We start from the raw sequence: 21,318 nt of genomic DNA, 5'->3' as shown, positions 1-21,318 counted from the left end.
TTTCTTTTGCGTCGCCTCGGCAACTGCTCCTGCGTTGCTCTCGGCAATTGCTCCATGCATTGCTCTACCTCCTGCATCCGTGCAGTCGAAAAGAAAGTAACCAAAGAAAAGGCGACCCGGTTGCCGCTTGAATCACTCGGCACATCCTTGTGCCTCGCCCTTCGGGTGCGATGCATGCAAATCGGCTATCCTGCCGATTTGTCCTGCGCTCCTCGTTTTCGACGGGGGTTGCCAGACCGTGGCCCTCTGGCAACGCGCTGCATCCATGCAGCGCCCCTACGGGCTTATTCCCGCCGAAAGCTCCGGTGCTCGACGCGGCATACGGGACAAAAACCATCCGTGCGTAACATCAGTGTAACTTTTCACACCAACTTTGGACAAAAACGTCGGCGGTTAATTTGTTTCTTTATAAAGGCGGTAAACCGGTTACTTTTAAGACAACCCCAAACTTTGGGTGATCCAGATAATAGACCTCATTCAGTTTTATAGGGCGTTTTTCATTTAATCGGTAAATTATCGATTCACCGGAGTTATTGCCCGAATTAGAGCTAAGTTCCAAATCAACCGTCATTTGCAAACCTTGAACACGCTGTATTTGAATATAGCCATTTAACCCGCTTTTAATGCTTTGTAGATGGACTGGTGCGCCTAACCCTGACTCTCCTGCCGGCTGAACCCAAGCAATATGCGAAATAGGTTGATAAGTAGAGTCTCTCGACAACGCCGCGTAACTGTCATCCAGTGTTGTATTTTCCGGTTTTTTATAAGCTGATAGCTCAGTCAAATCGGAAGGCCAAGTTATTTGGCTCGTGGTTTGATCAAACACCTCAGTGCTGGGCATCGCTTGCATAAAAATGATTACTTCTATTTGATATGCGTCGCCCTCAGCTAGAGCAATGCTGCTAAAGAGCCCCAGCATAGCCGTCAGGGCGTAAACCATTATTTTAATCATCATTTAACCGCCGCTTTTATGGTTAACTTATCCAGCAACTCGGTTATAAACTCAAGTTTCTGCTCGGTCGTTTCAAACGGTTTTATAAACCTTAATTTATCCGCACCATCGAACTTATAAACCTGCGCCTGAGTCTGTATCAGGGAGATTAACTGATCGGTATTAATATTCGGCGTTGCTGAAAAAATAATGCGTCCGCCGCCTGCATTGGCTTCTATTTTTTTGACGCCAAGTTTTTCAGCCTGCTGTTTTAATTCAGTCACACAAAATAATGTTTTTACCGGCTCAGGAAATAAACCGAAACGGTCGATCATTTCCACCTGTAGTTCGCGTAAATCTTCCTTGGTTTCGGTATTGGAGATGCGTTTATATAACACCAATCGGCCATGAATATCCGGCAGATAATCTTCCGGAATCAACGCAGAGGTTTGCAGATCAACTTCCGGCCCCCGGTCCATCGGCGTATCGAGTTCAGGCTGTTTGCCGGATTTCAAGGCGTTGACGGCGCGCTCCAGCAACTCGGTATATAAAGTAAAGCCGATTTCCTGAATCTGGCCGCTTTGATCATCGCCGAGCAATTCGCCCGCGCCGCGAATCTCCATGTCATGCGACGACAACATAAAGCCGGCGCCTAAGTCGCCCGATGCCTCGACCGCTTCCAGCCGTTTAACAGCGTCTTTGCTGAGTAAAGTTTTCGGGGGCACAACAAAATAAGCATAAGCCCGGTGATGCGACCGCCCCACCCGGCCGCGCAACTGATGCAACTGCGCCAATCCCAATTTATCGGCGCGATTGATGATAATGGTATTGGCGCTGGGTATATCGATACCGCTTTCAATAATCGTAGAACATAACAACAGGTTAAAGCGCTGATGATAAAAATCCAGCATGATGCGCTCCAGCTCACGCTCCGGCATTTGTCCGTGCGCAATTTCGATCCTTGCTTCCGGTACCAGCGCTTCCAGTTCCCTGGCCATTTTCTCCATCGATTTAACGTCGTTATGCAAAAAGAACACCTGACCGCCGCGCTTGATTTCACGTAAACACGCTTCCCTGACCTGGGCATCTATCCATTCGCTGATAAAGGTTTTGATCGCATGGCGGTTTGGCGGCGGACTGGCGATAATGGAAATATCTCTCAAGCCCGACATTGCCATATTCAAGGTGCGCGGAATAGGCGTGGCGGTCAGGGTCAGCATATCCAGTTCGTTGCGCAGCTTTTTGAAATGCTCTTTTTGCGTGACGCCGAAACGATGCTCTTCGTCAATCACTACTAGTCCCAGCGCTTTATATTTGATCTCTTTCGAAAGCAACTTATGCGTACCGATCACAATATCGACCTTGCCTTGCTCCAGGTCATCGGTAATCTCTTTTTGCTGTTTGAGGCTGACAAAGCGTGACAGCACCTCGACACGCACCGGCCAATCGGCAAAGCGGTCGCGAAAATTTTGGTAATGCTGCTGGGCCAACAACGTGGTCGGCACCAATATCGCCACCTGCTTGCCGTTTTGCACCGCAATAAACGCTGCCCGCATCGACACCTCGGTTTTACCGAAACCGACATCGCCGCAGATCACCCGATCCATAGGATGCGGACTGGCCATGTCGTCCAATATCGCTTCGATGGCGGTCTGTTGATCCGGCGTTTCTTCAAACGGGAACGCATCGGCAAAAGCCGCATATTCGACATTTTCAACCGCGAAAGCATGGCCTTGCTTAATTGCTCTTTTGGCATGAATTTCCAGCAACTCCGCGGCGACATCGCGGATACGCTTAATGGCTTTTTGCTTGGCTTTACTCCACTGATCGCCGCCCAGCTTATGCAAAGGCGCATTTTCCGGGCTCATGCCGGTGTAGCGACCAATCACGTGCAAGGCTGAAACCGGCACATAAAGCTTGTCGTTATTGGCATATTCCAACGTCAAAAATTCCGACGCAATTCCGCCAATCTCCAAAGTCTGCAAACCTAGATAGCGGCCCACGCCATGCTCTTGATGCACGACCGGTGAACCGATGGTCAGCTCATTGAGGTTATTGACGATGTTTTCGAGCTCATGCGCCCCGGACTTACGCCGCCTGCGCCGTTGCTGTACTTTTTCGCCGGACAGCAGGCTTTCGGTGATGATCGCGATAGCCGGATTTGTTAGCCACAGACCATGATCCATCGGTGCAACCAGAAGACACGGCAACAGTTCGGACTGGAGAAACTTGTCCCAACTTTCAACCTGCTTCACATTGATTTTGAACTGCCTTAATTTCTCCATTAAGGCTTCCCTGCGCCCCGCCGATTCTGCGACAAACAAAATCTTGCCGGTAAAACCGCTTACAAACTGCTGCAATGCCTGGGCAGGTTGCTCCAATTTTGCATCAATGGTCAGATTAGGCAACGACTGGCAGTTGAAAACTATGCTATCGGCATCGGCAACGATGCCATCAAGGATAATCCGGGCAAATGCCCCGATCCTTTGCGACAGCTCATCGGTGGGTAAAAACAACAGATCCGGTTTTAATAAAGGCCTGTCTACATCGTATTTTCTTTGCTGAAACCTGTCCTCGGCTTCGGCATAAAAAGCGCGTGAAGTTGCATCGAATGTATCCGACGTCACCAAAACCGCCGATTTCGGCAGGTAATCGAACAATGACGCCATTTGATCTACAAACAACGGTAGATAATATTCAATACCGCCGGGGGTGATGCCTTTACTGACATCCGTATAAAAATGATTCTTGGGCGAACTTTCCGGGAAAGCATCCCTAAAAGCCTGACGAAAATGCTTGATAGCCTCATCGGTAAACGGAAACTCACGCGCTGGAAACAACTGAATCCGGTCGATCTTTTCCAATGAACGTTGCGTTTCAGGATCGAAAGTACGGATAGATTCAACGTCTTCATCAAACAACTCGATGCGATACGGCTCTTTGCTGCCCATCGGGAACAAATCGACTATCGAGCCCCTGACCGCAAACTCACCGTGTTGGTAGACCTGCGAGACGCAATGATAGCCAACGCTTTCCAACTTAAGACGATTAAGCTCCAGATTAAAATCATCACCAACTTTAACCGCAAAACTGTTGGCTAAAACATGTTCTCTGGGCGCTAATCGGTGCATCAGCGTCGTCACCGAAACCACCAGCGCACCGCGTTTTACTTGCGGCAGCAGGGCCAGCGTTTTCAGCCGTTCCGAGATAATTTCCGGCAGCGGCGAAAACACATCGTAAGGCAAGGTTTCCCAATCGGGAAAATGCAAAATAGAATGTTCGCCCTGCAAAAAGAAAGATAATTCATGCTCAAGCCGCAACGCAGTCTGATTATCAGGTGTGACAATAACAAACAGCCGATCTTCATTTTTAATAGCCGAAGCCAACGCCAAAGAATCACCGCAGCCGGTCAACCCCGTCCAGATGAGCGTTTGATCTTTTTTTTGCGGAATTTGCGGTGAGAAAATTAAATTGTTAGCCATTAAAATCTTATATTTCGTTTCCAAATATCATGTGGAAAATGCAGTTAAGGCGCGTCGCGCCACAAATCACAGCCGGCTTATACAGACTGGAATAATTTCAATATTATAGCCGCATAAATAGACTGATGTACGAGCTATAAACAAGATACCGGCATTGATTGTATGCATGTAATTCATTGTCTCGCCTTTTAGTAACGGCTTGCAATCGGGTACAATAATCTGAGTTGTGCCAAGTACATCCGAAGACGACATGAACAGCAACAAACCATCGGCTGCTTCCGTGTTGATCAAATTTTAATCAAACAAGAGGTAACATCATGAAAAAAAGTTTGTTTCTGACTATTACGATGCTAATTTCCGGCAACGTAAGCGCCGCTACCGATCATTATGTATTGCGCGAAGGCGACTATGTTCGTCACCTAAAAGTCAGCAAAATAATCGACGACGATTACACTATCACCGCCGATGTAGACTTTGAGTCTGCCGCCGACAAAGCTCACTGTTCCGAAACGATTTCCGGTAAAGCTAAAAGCACTGGCGAAAACGAGCTGGCCATGAAAAAACATTCTGAAAGCGAAGCCAGCTTTTGCGAACTGAAAATAAAGCTCAGCCCGAACGGCGCGAAGATTGAGGAATCGAAAGATTGCGACACCTTTACCGCAAAACAATGCCACTTTTCCAGCGGCGACAAAGAACTGGTTAAAATTAAATAATCCACGCACTCGTCATCCCGGAATGATTCACGTCAGGCAATCCTGCCTGACGTCCTTCGGGTTAATGCAAATCCGTTCCAAACAGATTTGCGCCGGAATCAAGCCATGGACGGCAATGCAAGTAGGGACGCAAAATTCGCCGCAGGGATTATACTGTGCCGCCTTCCCCATGCTGCAACTTGCACCTTACCGCCTTGTACAATAATACTTCAATCGATATAAGCAAAAAAACCATGAAAAAACTTAACATCATACTGATACCGACAATCATTGCCTTACTGGCAGGATGCTCAAGCACTCCAACACTAGGCAACCAGATGATTGATCGAGGAAATAGACTGATTAAAGAAGGCAATACAGAATGGGAACAAGGCTCACTACTAGTTGAGCAAGGCAAAGCCAAAGTTGAGCGAGGAAACCGGATGATCGAAGATGGCAAACAGGTTGACGCCAAATAATCTTTCTTTGCTGTAACCAAAACTTGCACGGCTAACCCAAAACATCGCATCGGCATAACCGGAAAATCGATAAGATCGATCAATAGCGTGGCTGACTCCAATGCCCTGACCGCCGCCGGTGCCTATCGCGATGCCTTCCTCTCCCCAAACCATGATATTGCCGGTCAATGTTATTTGCCCATAGTGTGACTATTGTAAGGGAGACCGATCGGTCTCCCTTACTCGAAAATATCAAATCCGGCTAAATTTTTAGGTTTAAGGCTTATTGTTACAAAAGAAACGACTAACGATGATGCTGATCACTGGCTCTGCTAACTAAAAGAGCAGACTTTTGCTTTTCTGAGTAATGCTTCTAAGGAAGCGCTAATTAAATCCTTCGACAGACTTAGGACGAACGGCAAGTTGTTGATTCCGTTCGTGGTGAGTCCTTCGACTGTACTCAGGAGAGCCTTGTCGAACCATGAATGGAATCAATTTATTCAGCGCTTCCCTAAAAATCTGCTTATAACTTAAGATACTTGAAAAAAGTCAGATGATCGCACTTTATCAGGGACTCTAACCTTCGCTCTAATGCAACAGAAACAACAAACTAACCATACTCCAGGATACTCCCGCAGCCGCTGGAATCGTCAAGATCCATGCCCAAACAATTCGTTCGATGACGGAAAGTTTAAGCGCGTGAGGATTCTTAGCAAAACCCACGCCCATAATTGCTGTTGAAATGCTATGCGTTGTAGAAACCGGCATACCGAAATGAGCGGCGGTCAACAAAATTGTCGCTGAGCTGGTTTCCGCTGCGAAACCGTTAATCGGGTGCAACTTTACCATTTTGTGACCGAGCGTTTTGATAATACGCCACCCGCCTATCGCAGTGCCGAGCGCCATGATCAAAGCGCAAGTGAAGATGATCCAAGTGTCGATGTCTTTTTCTCCTCCGTCCGGCCGTAAGAATTCAGCCCAGAACGGCAACTGATCGAGCGTACCGGCGCTGTTAGCGGTAAAAATGGCTAAAGCGATGATACCCATGGTTTTTTGCGCATCGTTGCTGCCATGAGCAAATCCCATATAACCGGCCGACAAAAGCTGAGCTTTCCCGAACACGGCATTCACCCATTTTGGGCGCGCCATTCGCGCCATGACGCCACCTGCGGAATTCATCCCGCTAATGATAGCCATCAAGCTACCCATGATAATGATGCCTAAGGTGAAACCGGCCACCGGCGAACTGATCATCGGAATCACGACTTTCCAAAGCAAGCCTTTATTTTCTGTCCAGACGACCGCAGTTTTTGACCATATCAACACATCGGGATTATTGTTTCCGGCTGCCAGCGCTGCGCCGCATAAGCCGCCGATCAAAGCGTGACTGGAAGATGACGGTAGCCCCAATGCCCAGGTAATAAGATTCCAGATAATCGCGCCAGTCAGCGCACAAATCAAAACTTCGGAAGTGATATTCACCATACCGGTATCCACTAACCCCGACGAAATGGTTTTGGCCACTGCGGTACCGGTTAACGCACCGACTAAATTGGTGGCTGCGGCAAGTATTACCGCTTGCGTTGGCGTTAAAACTTTTGTAGCAACAACCGTGGCAATAGAATTCGCGGTGTCATGAAACCCGTTAATGAACTCGAATACCAGCGCTACCAGAATGACAAGCAAGAGCAAAGTCAGCATGACAACCCTTTTATGAATTTTTTAAGACGATGTGGTAGATGACATTACCGGCATCGCGGCAGCGGTCAATCGCTTTTTCGAGGATTTCAAACAAATCCATTTTTATTAAGTAACGGATCGGATCGGTTTCATTGGCATAGGCATCTCGGTATAATTCAAGTATTTGACGATCGGCTTCGGCTTCAATGGTTTGCAACTGATCGTTTAATTTTTTGACCTCGTCCAGATCCATCCCTTTACGTAATAGTCCGACCATTTGTTCCACAACTTTGCTGGCTTGTTCCAGCATCGCAGCACGGCTAATGAAATCCACATCATCAATACGGCCCATGGCTAGCGTATACCGCTCCGCAAACTTTTCCACGACTTTAGGGATTTTATAAAGGGCGTTGTTAAGGGCTTCAATATCTTCACGATCGAGCACGGTAACAAAAGTATTGACTAGTTCCTCGCTGATTTGCGCGAATAAATCTTTTTCCCGGCGACGCGCCTGTTTAAACTTTTCCAATGATTGTTGCGTCGCCGGTGTACTTAGAAGCTCGATTAACGCCTTAGCCGACGAACGCGCGGACTCGGCACTGGCTTCAAGCAAGCCATAAAATTTATCGCCTTTGCCGAAGATAGTTTGTAATGAGAACATATTGTTTCCTTTTGTTTCCTTATTTATTCGCCATAAGGCTTTTATTCTTTTATTTGTTAATTATCGCATAACACCCCCTCTTAAATATCAAAAGTTCTGAGTCGGCAGCAATTCTTATTACAAAAAAACCTATCCAAATTCAGACTTAAGAGAAAGAACGACTGGCTTTTTCAGTATGAAACCGTTCATTCAACATTCGAAAAAATTAGCATAATTTGGGGATCGGAAAGAATTTGTTGTTTGATATGAAGATGGTATTTTTTTGTAGAAATGGGTAGTATTGTTTTCAGATCGATGTTTATAAAGCTCTGTCCACAATCATGCAGGATTAAAATTCAGCAGAATGACAAGTCAACGACTGACCATAACCTTAATACTCATCATGGCTATAATGCCTGTTGGGGCGGCGTTCAGTCATTATTCCGACAAGGCGAGTCAACTGTCGCCTGTCTCGCAAATTGCCGTTGCAAATGATGCGGGCATTTCAGCTTCAGATCATTCCGATCACTGTCAACCTGATAAGTCTCATCCTGCAAGTTGCAGCTTTCATGTTTGCGTCGATTGCGGAATCACATCGTCTTTTGGGCTCCCTCCTGTCCATAGCGCAGACCGCTACGGGTCTTCGGAAATATCCGCATCTGTTTCATTCTTGTTTTCCCCGGACATAAAGCCCCCCATCGTTATCCTCTAAGTCTTTCAAGTCGGTCTTGTTCAACCTAAAAAGATACAAAACCTGATAAATCAATACGGCAACATTTACTCAGCCCCGCACTTTACCTGTCCGAGCCTGCATTGTTTGTCTATGCTATAACCCACTTACGAGGACAATCATGTCATCTTGTTTCGAATTACCGATACATACGCGGTTTTACTCCCCAAGCGCCTCTTGCATCAGTGCAGTCGCATGCTTGGCAGCGCTATTGCTCGTAAGCAACCTTGCCTCCGCTGCCGAGCAAACGCCATTAACGCTTGAAGCGGCAACCCAAAAAGTCATTCAAGACAATCCCAATCTGGCGCAAATGCAGGCACGAGCCAAAGCCATGGCCGCTATTCCATCGCAAGAAGGCAGCCTGCCCGATCCGCAAATCAGCTTTAATGCAATGAGCCTTCCGGTTGATAGTTTTAGTACTCGGTCGGAAGACATGACGCAACTGGGTTTCGGCATATCTCAAGCCATTCCTTTCCCCGGGAAGCTCGCGCTACGTGAACAGGCGGCAAGTTATGAAGCACAGGCGGCAACGCTGAATGCCGATGAATTACGCCTAAGCTTGCTGAGCGATGTTAAAACTCTCTGGTGGCAGATTTTTTATCTGGATCGAACCCTGGAAATTTTGGATAACAACCACAATTTGTTGCAACAGTTCGTGGAAATTGCCAGAACCAAATATGAAGTCGGCGAAGGCTTGCAGCAGGATGTTTTGCTGGCCCAGCTTGAACTCTCCAAGTTACTGGACCAAAAAATAAGCCTTACCGGGATGCGGCGCAGCACAGTTGCAAGACTGAATGCGCTGCTCGATCAACCTGCCAACAGCCCGATGCAGCTACCGGCAACAGTGGCAATCCGACTGCCTGAAATCAGGCTGGAAGACCGGCTTTACCAACAAGTCGCAAGCTCAAGGCCGATGCTGGAAAGTGAACGCCAAGGGATTAACGCAGCCCAAGCAAAGCTGGAATTGGCCAAAAAAGACATTCTGCCCGATTTTAATGTCGAAGCGGCTTATGGCGCCCGAGACAACATGCCGGACGGCAGCAGGCGCTCGGATTTACTGAGTTTGGGCATGAGCATGAACGTGCCGATTTTCGCAAATAGCAAACAGGCCAAAGCTGTCGATCAGCGCACCAGCGAACTGATGCAGGAACGCTATGCCCTGCAGGATCAATGGAACAAAGTCCGCTCGCAAATCTCGCAAAATCACAGCGACTATCAGCGCGCCAAACAGCAGTTTGTGTTGTTCGATACCGGTATCATTCCGCAGGCGCGGCAGACCGTTGCCTCGATGCTGTCCGGTTACCAAGTCAACAAGGTCGATTTCCTTAACCTGGTGCGGAGCCAGGTCAATTTGTTCGAATACGAAACCCAATACTGGAAAGCTTTTACAGAAGCCCAGCAAGCACTGGCGCAATTAAGCGCCGCTGTAGGCGAGGAAAATATTTATGAATAAGCAAGCCGTACTAACCGCCGCTTTGATGCTGGCTGTAGGCTTGGCTGGCGGATATTGGCTGGCGCAAGAGCGCAAACACGAACTGGCGATTCAAAGCGCCGATACTAAAAAACCGTTGTTTTACCGTAGCCCGATGAATCCATCCGTCACGTCGCCTGTTCCTGCAAAAGATTCTATGGGCATGGATTATGTACCCGTGTTTGCAGAAGATGATGGTGCTCAACAAGACGAAATCCTGTTTTACCGTCATCCGATGAATCCCGAAATCACCTCGCCTATACCGGCTAAAGATGCAATGGGCATGGACTATCTGCCGGTTTATAAAAAGGATAATGCGCGAGCCGATGAATCGCAAGGGAGCGTTAAAATCGATGCCGTTACCGTGCAAAATATGGGGGTGCGCACCGCTACCGCAAAAAAGAGCATACTTTCCCATATCGTGCAAGCCGTCGGGCGTGTGGCTTATGATGAAGAACGTATCGTACGTTTGCATCCCAAAACCGAAGGCTGGATTGAAACACTGCGTGTCAATAAAACCGGTCAACGGGTCAAGAAAGATGAAGATTTACTGAGCATTTATTCTCCTCATCACGTTGCCAGCTTGAAGGAATATCTACTGGCGTTAGAGGGTCTAAAGACATTGCAAAACAGCCCTATTGAAGATATACGCCGCAGCGCTGAAGAATTGGTTAAAAGCTCCCGCGAGCGTTTGCATTTGCTGGATGTGCCCGAGCATCAGCTACATGATTTGAGTAACATTGATAGCCTCAAGAAAGGTCTGCATATTCATTCGCCGACGAATGGCACTGTCATGCAGATCGGCGCTCGCGAAGGGCAATATGTGACGCCCGAAACCGAACTTTATATGATTGCCGACTTATCCAAAGTCTGGGTGTATGCCGATATTTATGAATACGAACTGCCTTGGGTAAAAGTAGGCGACCCGGTTGAAATGCAATTGGCCGGCGTTCCGGGACGTGTTTTCCATGGGCATTTGGCTTTTATTTATCCTTATGCCGAAGCGAAAACCCGAACCATCAAAGTGCGGCTGGTTTTCGATAATGCCGAATTGTTGCTAAAGCCCGAACTGTTCGCCGACGTGACCATTTATGCGGGCAAACAAGCCGATGCGATAGTAATTCCATCCGAGGCAGTTATTCGTTCCGGTGCGAAAAACCAGGTTTTTGTCGTACGCGGCCCCGGTAAATTCGAACCTCGTCAAATTACCACAGGCTTATCGTCGAATAACCAGATTGCAGTGCTTGACGGACTGAAAGAAGGCGAAGAAGTCGTGACTTCCGCTCAATTTTTAATCGATTCCGAATCGAAATTGCGCGAAGCCACCGCAAAAATGATGGAGCCTTCCACGCCGCAGCAGCCGGAGCCGAACCGGTTAATCATGGAACAAGGAGCGCATCGACATGACTAAATTATTTCGTTCTCATGCTTTGGATGTGCTTCCGCCGCAAGTTAAGTTATTTCGGAGATTTTAATATGGCTTCGTGTTGCGACAATAATTGTGCAATTGAAAAATTGCGCGAAAGACAGCGCGGAACGCTTAAAGCGGTGCTTGCTGTCAATACTGTGATGTTCGTTATTATTGCGGGAGCGGCGTTTTATGGGCGCTCGACAGCTCTACTCTCGGATAGCTTAGATAATCTTGGCGACGCGTTAACCTATGGATTGAGTTTGTACGCCATCTCTCAAGGCACGGCGACTAAGGCGAAAGTGGCTTTGTTTAAGGGTGGATTGATATTTATCGGGGCTTGTGTGGTCTTGGTACAGATAATTCAACGACTTATTATTCCTGCATTGCCGTCTTACGAAATCATGGGCATTTTCAGTTTGGCAGGTTTGCTTGCAAATTCGCTGTGTTTGTTTCTTTTATGGAAGCACAGGAACGAAGACATCAACATGAGTTCTGTCTGGGAATGTTCAAGAAACGATATAGCATCAAACCTGTCAGTATTCATTGCAGCAGGCGCTGTTTGGTTCTTTGAATCAGGATGGGCCGATATTTTTGTCGCATCCTGTCTGGTCATGTTGCTACTCAACTCTTCTTTCCGCGTTATCCGTTCCGCGCTTAAAGAATTGAAGGGAAGTTTGTCATGACTGATTTCATCATCAATAGCGCATTGAAAGACCGTTTTATGGTGCTGCTCGGTGCGATTATCCTGGCTCTGGCCGGGCTTTGGTCTTTTAAAAACATGCCGTTGGATGCAATACCGGATTTGTCCGATGTGCAGGTTATCGTGTTCACCGACTATGCGGATCAGTCGCCGCAGGTGGTAGAAAACCAGATTACTTATCCGTTAACAACCGCGATGCTGGCAGTGCCTCATGCCAAAGTGGTGCGCGGTTATTCTTTCTTCGGCCTGTCATTCGTTTATGTGATTTTTGAAGACGGCACCGATATGTACTGGGCCAGATCGCGAGTTCTGGAATATCTCAATTACGTTAAAGGCCGATTGCCGCAGGGCGTCACGCCGACCTTAGGCCCCGATGCCACCGGCGTAGGCTGGATTTACGAATACGCGCTGGTCGATAAAAGCGGCAAGCACGATCTGGCGCAGCTGCGTTCCATTCAGGACTGGTATTTGCGCTATCCGCTACAAACCGTTTCCGGCGTATCCGAAGTCGCGTCCGTGGGCGGCTACGTCAAGCAATATCAAGTGGAAGTCGATCCCAACGCCCTGCAAGCGTATCAGATTCCTTTATCCACGGTTATCAATGCGATCAAGCGTTCCAATAACGATGTCGGTGGCCGCCTGTTTGAAATGGGCGAAACCGAATATATGGTCAGGGGCTTGGGCTATATCAAATCCATCGCCGATCTGAAAACCATACCGGTCGGCGTCGATGTCAACGGCACGCCGATACGCTTGCAGGATATCGCGCATATCCAGATTGGCCCGGAGCTGCGCCGGGGCGTGACGGAACTGAATGGCGAAGGCGAAGTTGCCGGCGGTGTAGTGATTATGCGCTTTGGCGAAAATGCCCAAGAGACTATTCAGGATGTGCGGAAAAAACTGGATGAACTCAAAAAAGGCTTGCCGGAAGGGGTTGAAATCGTAACTGTTTACGACCGGGGCAGTTTAATCGAACGCGCGGTGGACACGCTGAATACCGCGCTGATTCAGGAACTGATCATTGTCTGTGCATTGGTCGCCTTGTTTCTGCTGCATCTAAGATCATCGATGGTGATTATTGTCACCTTGCCGCTGGGCGTGTTGATGGCTTTTATCGTCATGAAATGGCAAGGCATAAACGCCAACATCATGTCGCTGGGCGGCATTGCGCTGGCGATTGGCGATATGGTCGATGGGGCGGTGGTGATGGTTGAGAATGCGCATAAGCATCTGGCTGAAGCTGTTGAAAGAAAACAGGCAGAACTAACCCCAAAGGAACGCTGGCAAGCGATAGGCAACGCCTCTACGGAAGTAGGCTCCGGCCTGTTTTTCTCGCTGCTGGTCATCACTGTTTCATTCCTGCCGATTATCACGATGGAAGCGCAGGAAGGCCGGCTGTTCAGCCCGTTGGCTTTTACCAAATCCTATGCGATGGCGGCCGCAGCCATATTGACAGTCACACTGGTGCCGGTGTTGATGGGGTATTTTATCCGCGGCAAGATCATTCCCGAGCACCAAAACCCGATCAACCGTTTTTTGCATTTTATTCACGCGCCGGTCTTAAAACTGGCGATGCGCTGGCGGGCGATAACGGTCATACTGGCTGCCCTGCTGATGGCATCGACGCTATACCCATTGTCCAATATCGGCAGCGAATTCATGCCGCCGTTGTATGAAGGCGATCTTTTATATATGCCGACCACATTCCCCGGAATATCGATCACCAAAGCCAAAGAAGTGTTACAGCAAACCGACAAGATGCTGAAAACGTTTCCCGAAGTGCAACAGGTATTCGGCAAGATCGGCAGGGCTGAAACGGCAACCGACGCGGCCCCGCTAATGATGGTGGAAACGACCGTGCAGCTAAAACCCCAAGACCAATGGCCTGATCCTGACAAAACCGCTCGGCAACTGATGGATGAAATGGACAAGGCCATTCATTTTCCAGGCCTAGCTAATACCTGGACGATGCCGATTAAAAACCGTATCGATATGCTGTCTACCGGCATCAAAACACCGGTAGGTATCAAAGTTTCCGGCCCCGACCTGAACGTGTTGCAGACCTTGGCCTTGCAAATCGAACAGGCGATGAAGACCTTGCCGGAAACGCTGTCGGCATACGGCGACCGGGCGGTCGGCGGCTATTTCCTGGATTTCGACATCAACCGGGAAGCGGCGGCGCGTTACGGTTTGACCACAGGCGATGTGCAGGACGTCATTCAAAGCGCTATCGGAGGCATGAATATCACCGAAACCGTTGAAGGGCTGGAGCGTTATCCGGTCAATGTGCGCTATCCGCGCGATCTGCGCGACAACCTGGAAGCGTTACAGCGCGTATTAATCCCCACCCCAACAGGCAGCCAAATACCTTTGGCACTGGTAGCCGATATTAATTTCACCCGCGGCACCGATGTGATTAAAACCGAAGATGCAAGACCCAATGCCTGGGTCTATGTGGACATCAAGACGTCCGACATAGGCGGATTTGTCACGCTGGCGAAACAAAAACTGGCCGAGCAAGTCAACATTCCCGCCGGTTATACCGTTTCTTGGTCGGGCCAGTTCGAATACATGGAACGGGCGGCAGAACGGTTGCGTATAGTCGTACCGCTCACACTGCTGCTGATTTTTGTGCTGCTGTATTGCGCATTCCGCAATATCACCGAGCCGGCCATTGTTATGCTGACTATTCCGTTTAGTCTTATCGGCGGCATCTGGCTGGTGTACTGGATGGGCTTCAACCTGTCGGTCGCGGTTTATGTCGGTTTTATCGCGCTCGCCGGTACCGCGGCCGAAACCGGCGTTATGGTGCTGAGTTTTATCGATATTGAAGTCGAAAAACTACGGCAGAAAAAACAGGCTCCCTTGACCGGCGCTGAAATCAAAGCCGCCAGCGAGGCCGCCACAGCCCTGCGGGTGCGGCCTGTGGCGATTACCGCTCTTGCCAACATAGTCGGACTTATTCCGATTATGTGGGCCAGCGGTGCGGGTGCGGATGTCACACAACGCATTGCGGCTCCTGCATTAGGCGGGATGCTGACTGTGCTGATATTGAGCTTGCTGGTATTTCCGGTCATCTACAGTCTGGCTTTGCAGTTCCATGAAGAGCGTAAGTCGAGGGTGGGATTAGCAAGCCACGAGTTATAAACCCTCTGGGACTTTTGCGAAGTAAGGCATTTACTTATGTAACAGCGCTTATTGTTTTAAGACGTTGAGTTTTCTATCCTGCTTAATAACCGCCTGATAAAACGATGTCATCTTGAATTGATTCAGAGCAAACCTATAAAAAAAAGTTACTGATTACCTTTTTTTAACTGTAGGAGCCTTTATGTCAAACCCATACCTCAATATGATTAATTCCCAAGATACTGCATTGGTTCTAATTGATTTCCAACCTGCGATGTTTCAAGGCGTTGAATCCCATGACCGCTTAAGCATAGTCCATAATGTGCAAGTTTTAGCCAAATCCGCGCTTGTGTTTAAGTTGCCCGTTGTAATTTCTACAGTGGCAAAAGATAGCTTTTCAGGTCCTTTCATGCCCGAAGTCACTGAGTTATTTCCAAACCTGACTGTTATTGATCGCACCAGCATCAACGCTTGGTTAGATGACGGTTTTCGGAAAGCCGTGACAGCAACAGCCCGAAAAAAAATTGTTCTTGCCGGTTTGTGGACGGAGGCTTGCGTCATGTTCCCTACCCTGGACATGCTAAAGGAAGGCTATCAGATTTATATAGCGACCGATGCTTGCGGAGATGTGTCTAAAGAAGCGCATGAGCGTGCGGTTCAACGACTCGTGCAGGCTGGTGCTATACCGGTAACCTCTTTGCAGGTTTGTTTTGAACTTCAGCAGGATTGGGCACGCGGTGAAACCTATGAGGGTGTTATGGATATCCTCCGCGCGCATTCGCCTTATGGTATCCAGGTGCGTTTTTCAAAGTGGGCGTTAGGCGAACACGCTTCGGAAGGTAAAAAATAACTCATCATTCCCACGCAGAGCGTCACTGCCATTAAGTTAAGCTTTGTAGGAGCGGGCCATGCCCGCGATGAAAGTGCTGCAAGTCTGTATCGCTCGCGGGCATGGCCCGCTCCTACTGTGCCTTTGTGCTTAACTTAATAGGCAGTGACTCAGTGCATGGGAACCATAAACGGAAGTTATTTTTAGCGAAATCCTTAGCAGGTCTGAAAATCGAGAACGGTTGTCCGTAACGACCAACTATCATGAGGTTTCATATGACACTTAATCTTATCTTACACAACGGAAAAATTACTACCCTGGATAAAAGACAGCCCGAAGTATCCGCACTGGCGATTGCAGAAGGCAAAATATCGGCGTTAGGGAATAACGATGAAATCATGAAACTTGCGGGTGCTACCACGCAAATTATCGACCTGAATCAACGCAGAGTAATTCCTGGCTTGAACGATTCCCATCTCCACATCATACGTGGCGGCCTGCATTTTAATATGGAATTGCGCTGGGATGGCGTGCCGAGTTTAAGCATCGCGCTGGCTATGCTGAAAACACAAGCCGAGCGGACACCTGCACCGCAATGGGTAAGGGTCGTTGGCGGCTGGAATGAATTTCAATTTAAGGAAAAACGCCTGCCGACTTTGGCGGAAATCAACGACGCTGCTCCCGATACTCCCGTTTTTATCCTGCACCTGTACGGTTTTGCGATGCTCAACAAAGCCGCACTACGTGCCATGGGCTACGATAAAGACACGCTTAATCCTGCCGGAGGCGAAATCCAAAAAGATGCCCAAGGCAATCCAACCGGATTGCTGATCGCCAGGCCAAATGCCTTGGTGCTATATGCTGCCTTGGCTAAAGGACCTCTGTTATCGTTCGAAGATCAGGTCAATTCCACCCGGCATTTCATGCGCGAGTTGAACCGCTTGGGCATCACCAGCGCTATCGATGCAGGGGGCGGCAAACAATTTTATCCGCAGGACTATGAAGTCATCCGGCATGTGCATGAGCAAGGCTGGTCAACCGTGCGAATTGCCTATAATTTATTCGCACAAACAGCAGGCAAGGAATACCAGGATTTTGCTTCTTGGGTCGATCTGATTGCACCCGGCGCAGGCGATAGTTTTCTACAAATGAACGGTGCGGGTGAGAATATTGTCTGGACAGCCTGCGATTTTGAAAACTTCCAGGAACCGCAACCTGAATTGGGTTCCAATATGGAAATGGAGTTGGAGACTGTTATGCGCTTATTAGTTGAAAAGCGTTGGCCGTTCCGTATCCATGCAACGTATGACGAATCGATTAATCACTTTTTAAATGTATTCGAGCGCGTCAACCATGACATAACTTTTGACGGCTTACGCTGGTTCTTCGATCATGCGGAAACGGTGTCACAGCGCAATATCGAGCGCACGGCAAAACTGGGCGGAGGCTTTGCGATTCAAGACCGGATGGCGTTTCAGGGTGAGTATTTCATCCAACGCTACGGTCAAGCCGCTGCGGACGCCACGCCTCCAATCCGAGACATGCTGGCGATGGGTGTTCCTGTCGGAGCAGGCACAGACGCCACCCGCGTCTCCAGCTTTAATCCCTGGGTTTCATTATATTGGCTGGTCAGCGGTAAAACCGTCGGCGGCACAGCGCTTTCCAGCGAAAAGAACTGCCTAAGCCGGGATGAAGCATTACGCTTATACTCTGCCGGTAGCGCCTGGTTTTCGGGAGAACAACAGCAAAAAGGAACGCTTAGCCTTGGTCAATTTGCCGATTTTGCTGTGCTATCGGATGATTTTATGGCGATTGAAGTTGAAGCCATCAAACAACTCGTCTCAGTGATGACCGTTGTCGGCGGCAATATTGTGTATGCCGGTCAAGACTTCAATCAATTTGATCCGCCCTTGCCCCCGGTATCACCCGACTGGTCGCCGGTGGGCCGTTATGGCGGTTATTACCAAGACCATCCCAAACTCGTTTCCGAATTCACGCAAAACTTTTCTTGCGCAATTCATGGATCGCACCAGCATTCACATGGGCATAGCGATAAAAATCACGGGGCTTTAGCCATACGCGATCCGTTTTGGGGAAGTCTTGGTTGCACCTGTTTTGCCTTCTAGCGGCAATGGAAAACAAAGAATCAGCTCTCGCACCTTTTAAATACAGAGCGTTCACAATATTTTGGCTGGCTGCGTTAATTTCAAATACGGGTACCTGGATGAATTCGGTAGCCTCAAGCTGGCTAATGGCTGATTTACAGACATCGCCGCTGATGGTGGCATTGGTGCAATCCGCCACAACGCTACCGTTCTTTTTACTGGCGCTTCCTGCCGGGGCTTTGGCTGACATTATCGACCGCCGTAAACTGATAATGACCGCCAATGCCCTGATGATGTTAACTGCGGCTGTTTTTGCCTACCTGGTATGGAAACAGGATATATCGCCGCAAGGTATATTGATATTAACGTTTTTGCTGGGCGCCGGCGCGGCATTTACTGCTCCAGCATGGCAAGCTTTAGTACCAGGAACTGTGCCGAAAGCACACCTCTCGCAGGCCGTCGCATTAGGCAGTATCAATATTAATCTCAGCCGGGCAATAGGCCCCGCCATAGCCGGGGTTTTAGTGACGAAATATGGTTTGCCAACCCCATTTGCAGTTAATGCGCTGAGTTTTATTGCGATCATCCTCGCCACACTTTCACGCAAGCAAGAGCAATCAAACAGCACTTCAAGCATTCCCAACGAAAAGATTTGGTGGGCGATAAGAGCCGGCATTCGCTATTCGCTCTACAGTAAGCCTCTGCAAGCGACGATGATGCATGCTTTCGGGTTTATGTTTTTCGCTAATGCATTTTGGGGATTGATTCCGGTCATCGCCAAAGAACACCTGCACGGAGATGCCGCCTTTTTTGGCAATCTGATGGCAGCCATAGGTGCTGGCGGCGTGTTAGCAGGATTATGCCTACCAACCGTAAAACGCTGGTTTAAAGTCAACAGAGTGGTCGTGATCGGCTCTTTGGGAACGGCAGCTGTGACTGCTTATTTCTCCGTAGTTTCATCTCAGTGGCAGGCGATAGCTGCCGGGTTTATCTTTGGGGTCAGTTGGGTGTTGGTGTTATCCAGCATCAATATCTCGGCGCAACAATCTTTGCCGGATTGGGTGAGAGCGAGAGGATTAGCGGTTTTTTTGATGGTCTTCTTTGGCGGCATCAGCTTAGGCTCTGCCTTTTGGGGCTGGGTGGCGAACCTCTATTCTGTCAGTTACGCCATGTACGGTGCCGCTGTAGGCGCCGTGATATTTCTGTTGCTTACTTGTAGATTAAAGCTGCAACAAGGCGGAGAGATGGATTTAACGCCTTCATTGCATTGGCCGGTGCCTATGGCAGCTCAACCAGTCGGTTTTGAGCAAGGCCCAGTGATGGTGACTATTTGTTACCAAGTCAACCCAGATGACAAACAGGCTTTTTTGAAGGCCATATATCGACTAAAGACTGTTCGGATGCGCAATGGCGTTTATAGGTGGGGAGTTTTCGAAAACACCGAAACACCAGGGCAGTATCTTGAATATTTTATGGAAGACAATTGGGCTCAACACCTACGTCATCATGAACGCGTGCCTAATGCCGATAAAGTCCTGCAAGACCAAGTATTGGTTTTTCATCAAGGTCAGGAGCCACCGAAAGTGACTCACTATATTGCCGCTGATTTTCCGGTGAAATCTTAATCGCGGAGACACATTCAATATGAAAAAGCCGATAATCACTTTTTTCTTATTGATAATAAGCGCTAAGGGGTTTGCCCAGGATAATGAACCCGTTTTGTCCAGCAACAGATGGGAAGAGGATTACCGGTATTTAGCAAGTAAGCCGAATAAAAACGCGTACGAAAAAATAAAATACCAGTCTCTTTTGAGTGGCCGCAATGATGTGTACCTCTCTTTAGGCGGTAATTTTCGTGAGCGCATCAATGTTTATGATAACGATCTTTTGGGTTTCAATCCGCATGGCGATGGCACTCAATTCCTGCATCGCTTTTTAGTGCATGCAGATTTTCATGCGACTGATAAGTTCAGGGCTTTTGTTCAATTCGGAAGCTATCTGTCAAACAATGATGGGCTGGGAACCAGGCCGTTCGATAAAGATAGCGCCGATTTGCAACAGGGATTTTTTGACCTGAATTATGAAGCGGTAACCGCCCGGTTTGGGAGACAGGAGTTCTCACTGGGATCGTCCAGGCTAATTAGCGTACGCGAAGGGCAAAATGTCCGCAGGGCTTTTGATGGTTTGCGCGTCATGCTGAAAAGCAATACTCTTGACCTGGACGTTTTTGGTTTAGAAGAGGTCAAAGTAAAACAGAATAGTTTCGATGATTATGGAGATCCCAAGGAAAAGGTTTGGGGAATTAACAGCAAGTGGTCATTAAATTCTACAAAGGCTGAATTTTATTATATCGGTCTTAAACGTAGAGATTCTGCCTATCAGCAAATGATTGCCGATGAAACCCGGCATTCTTTCGGTACTCGCCTATTTGGCAATCGTGCAGGATGGGATTGGAATTTTGAAGGGATATATCAAACCGGCTCTTTTGGGAATTTGACTATCAACGCCTGGACAGCCGCCTCGATAACCGGATTTACGTTTGATTCGTTAAAATGGAAACCGCGCCTTGGCCTGAGCGCCAATATTGCCAGCGGCGATGACAATCCCAACGATAAGGAACTCAACACCTTCAATCCGCTCTATCCCAATCTTTCCTATTTCGAGGAAGCGGCCATTCTGGCCCCCGAGAATTTCTATAATTTTGACCCGAGCCTATCAATAAAGCCCATCGAAAGCGTTCGGTTTTCTGTTGACTGGAACTTTTTTTGGCGGTTGTCTAAATACGATGCAGTTTACGTGCGCGGCCTTAATCCTTTAACACAGACGCTAGGCGTTGGCGGTCAATTCGTCACCCATGCACTGACCGAAAATGTGGATTGGGAAATCAATAAACATCTTGGCTTAAGCTTAAGTTACAGCCATTTTTTTGCCGGGCCGGTCATCGAGCAAGCCGGCGGAAAAGATACCGATTATTTTAGGGCGCAATTGAATTTTGTATTTTGATAACTGAAATTTGTTAAAGTATTTTTTTGATAAGAGTTTCTCGCTAGTTCCCAAGCTCAA

At 48.3% G+C, this 21,318-nt stretch carries 14 protein-coding genes; 9 read left to right on the top strand and 5 right to left on the bottom strand.

Translation table 11 applies throughout. The features are described 5' to 3' along the window. Window positions 1-406: 406 nt before the first annotated feature. Both EPO18_RS19185 and mfd read right to left on the bottom strand, forming a co-directional pair. Window positions 407-955, bottom strand: coding sequence for a CsiV family protein (locus EPO18_RS19185; RefSeq protein ID WP_292436240.1), 549 nt, complete (start codon window positions 953-955; stop codon window positions 407-409). Further along, window positions 952-4,413, bottom strand: coding sequence for a transcription-repair coupling factor (gene mfd, locus EPO18_RS19180; protein WP_292436238.1), 3,462 nt, complete (start codon window positions 4,411-4,413; stop codon window positions 952-954). The genes EPO18_RS19185 and mfd overlap by 4 nt, the downstream gene beginning before the upstream one ends. A gap of 317 nt (window positions 4,414-4,730) precedes the next feature. Between mfd and EPO18_RS19175 the strand changes: the two genes are divergently transcribed. Then, window positions 4,731-5,126 carry a hypothetical protein gene (locus EPO18_RS19175; protein ID WP_292436236.1) on the top strand — a complete coding sequence of 132 codons (396 nt, stop codon included), beginning with the start codon at window positions 4,731-4,733 and terminating at the stop codon, window positions 5,124-5,126. A gap of 380 nt (window positions 5,127-5,506) precedes the next feature. Here EPO18_RS19175 and EPO18_RS19170 read toward each other — a convergent pair whose 3' ends face one another. The 3 genes from EPO18_RS19170 to EPO18_RS19160 all read right to left on the bottom strand — a co-directional run bounded on the left by EPO18_RS19170 (window position 5,507) and on the right by EPO18_RS19160 (window position 7,904). Then, window positions 5,507-5,752, bottom strand: a complete 246-nt coding sequence (locus tag EPO18_RS19170) for a hypothetical protein (protein ID WP_292436234.1) — start codon at window positions 5,750-5,752, stop codon at window positions 5,507-5,509. A gap of 399 nt (window positions 5,753-6,151) precedes the next feature. Continuing rightward, window positions 6,152-7,264: an inorganic phosphate transporter gene (locus EPO18_RS19165; protein ID WP_292436232.1), complete on the bottom strand. Its 1,113-nt coding sequence runs from the start codon at window positions 7,262-7,264 to the stop codon at window positions 6,152-6,154. A gap of 10 nt (window positions 7,265-7,274) precedes the next feature. Next, the gene (locus EPO18_RS19160; protein WP_292436229.1) at window positions 7,275-7,904 is read right to left on the bottom strand and encodes a DUF47 domain-containing protein; all 630 of its coding nucleotides are present in this window, start codon (window positions 7,902-7,904) and stop codon (window positions 7,275-7,277) included. A gap of 830 nt (window positions 7,905-8,734) precedes the next feature. On the opposite strand from EPO18_RS19160, the gene EPO18_RS19155 reads away from it, so the two are divergent. The 8 genes from EPO18_RS19155 (at window position 8,735) to EPO18_RS19120 (ending at window position 21,258) form a co-directional block, all read left to right on the top strand. After that, on the top strand, window positions 8,735-10,066 hold the full coding sequence (locus tag EPO18_RS19155) for a TolC family protein (RefSeq protein ID WP_292436228.1): 1,332 nt from the start codon (window positions 8,735-8,737) through the stop codon (window positions 10,064-10,066). After that, entirely contained in the window at window positions 10,059-11,495 is a 1,437-nt protein-coding gene (locus EPO18_RS19150) for an efflux RND transporter periplasmic adaptor subunit (RefSeq protein ID WP_292436226.1), read from the top strand. Before EPO18_RS19155 ends, EPO18_RS19150 begins: the two co-directional genes overlap by 8 nt. A gap of 65 nt (window positions 11,496-11,560) precedes the next feature. Then, window positions 11,561-12,178, top strand: coding sequence for a cation efflux transmembrane domain-containing protein (locus EPO18_RS19145; RefSeq protein ID WP_292436224.1), 618 nt, complete (start codon window positions 11,561-11,563; stop codon window positions 12,176-12,178). Further along, window positions 12,175-15,342 (top strand): efflux RND transporter permease subunit, encoded by a 3,168-nt coding sequence (locus EPO18_RS19140; protein WP_292436221.1) that lies wholly within the window; start codon window positions 12,175-12,177, stop codon window positions 15,340-15,342. The genes EPO18_RS19145 and EPO18_RS19140 overlap by 4 nt, the downstream gene beginning before the upstream one ends. A 181-nt stretch (window positions 15,343-15,523) precedes the next feature. Continuing rightward, window positions 15,524-16,171 carry a hydrolase gene (locus tag EPO18_RS19135; RefSeq protein WP_292436219.1) on the top strand — a complete coding sequence of 216 codons (648 nt, stop codon included), beginning with the start codon at window positions 15,524-15,526 and terminating at the stop codon, window positions 16,169-16,171. Between the two features lie 254 nt (window positions 16,172-16,425). Next, window positions 16,426-18,276 (top strand): amidohydrolase, encoded by a 1,851-nt coding sequence (locus tag EPO18_RS19130; protein WP_292436217.1) that lies wholly within the window; start codon window positions 16,426-16,428, stop codon window positions 18,274-18,276. 5 nt (window positions 18,277-18,281) lie between these two features. Further along, on the top strand, window positions 18,282-19,880 hold the full coding sequence (locus tag EPO18_RS19125; RefSeq protein WP_292436215.1) for an MFS transporter: 1,599 nt from the start codon (window positions 18,282-18,284) through the stop codon (window positions 19,878-19,880). 19 nt (window positions 19,881-19,899) lie between these two features. Beyond that, a complete protein-coding gene (locus EPO18_RS19120) occupies window positions 19,900-21,258 on the top strand; it encodes an alginate export family protein (RefSeq protein WP_292436213.1) in 1,359 nt (452 codons plus the stop codon). Window positions 21,259-21,318: the final 60 nt, after the last annotated feature.

This window comes from Methylobacter sp. (genome assembly GCF_004322395.1).
Taxonomy (GTDB): Bacteria; Pseudomonadota; Gammaproteobacteria; order Methylococcales; family Methylomonadaceae; genus Methylobacter_A.
The sequence above is the reverse complement of the archived record's forward strand: the minus strand, read 5'-3'. Positions and strand labels throughout refer to the sequence as shown.

Excerpts from the sequence above, each read along its gene's own strand:
- EPO18_RS19165 (WP_292436232.1), bottom strand. The coding sequence starts at position 7,264 with ATGCTGACTTTGCTCTTGCTTGTCATTCTGGTAGCGCTGGTATTCGAG.
- EPO18_RS19145 (WP_292436224.1), top strand. The coding sequence starts at position 11,561 with ATGGCTTCGTGTTGCGACAATAATTGTGCAATTGAAAAATTGCGCGAA.
- EPO18_RS19140 (WP_292436221.1), top strand. The coding sequence starts at position 12,175 with ATGACTGATTTCATCATCAATAGCGCATTGAAAGACCGTTTTATGGTG.
- mfd (WP_292436238.1), bottom strand. The coding sequence starts at position 4,413 with ATGGCTAACAATTTAATTTTCTCACCGCAAATTCCGCAAAAAAAAGAT.
- EPO18_RS19150 (WP_292436226.1), top strand. The coding sequence starts at position 10,059 with ATGAATAAGCAAGCCGTACTAACCGCCGCTTTGATGCTGGCTGTAGGC.
- EPO18_RS19160 (WP_292436229.1), bottom strand. The coding sequence starts at position 7,904 with ATGTTCTCATTACAAACTATCTTCGGCAAAGGCGATAAATTTTATGGC.
- EPO18_RS19120 (WP_292436213.1), top strand. The coding sequence starts at position 19,900 with ATGAAAAAGCCGATAATCACTTTTTTCTTATTGATAATAAGCGCTAAG.
- EPO18_RS19185 (WP_292436240.1), bottom strand. The coding sequence starts at position 955 with ATGATGATTAAAATAATGGTTTACGCCCTGACGGCTATGCTGGGGCTC.
- EPO18_RS19125 (WP_292436215.1), top strand. The coding sequence starts at position 18,282 with ATGGAAAACAAAGAATCAGCTCTCGCACCTTTTAAATACAGAGCGTTC.
- EPO18_RS19130 (WP_292436217.1), top strand. The coding sequence starts at position 16,426 with ATGACACTTAATCTTATCTTACACAACGGAAAAATTACTACCCTGGAT.
- EPO18_RS19155 (WP_292436228.1), top strand. The coding sequence starts at position 8,735 with ATGTCATCTTGTTTCGAATTACCGATACATACGCGGTTTTACTCCCCA.
- EPO18_RS19175 (WP_292436236.1), top strand. The coding sequence starts at position 4,731 with ATGAAAAAAAGTTTGTTTCTGACTATTACGATGCTAATTTCCGGCAAC.
- EPO18_RS19135 (WP_292436219.1), top strand. The coding sequence starts at position 15,524 with ATGTCAAACCCATACCTCAATATGATTAATTCCCAAGATACTGCATTG.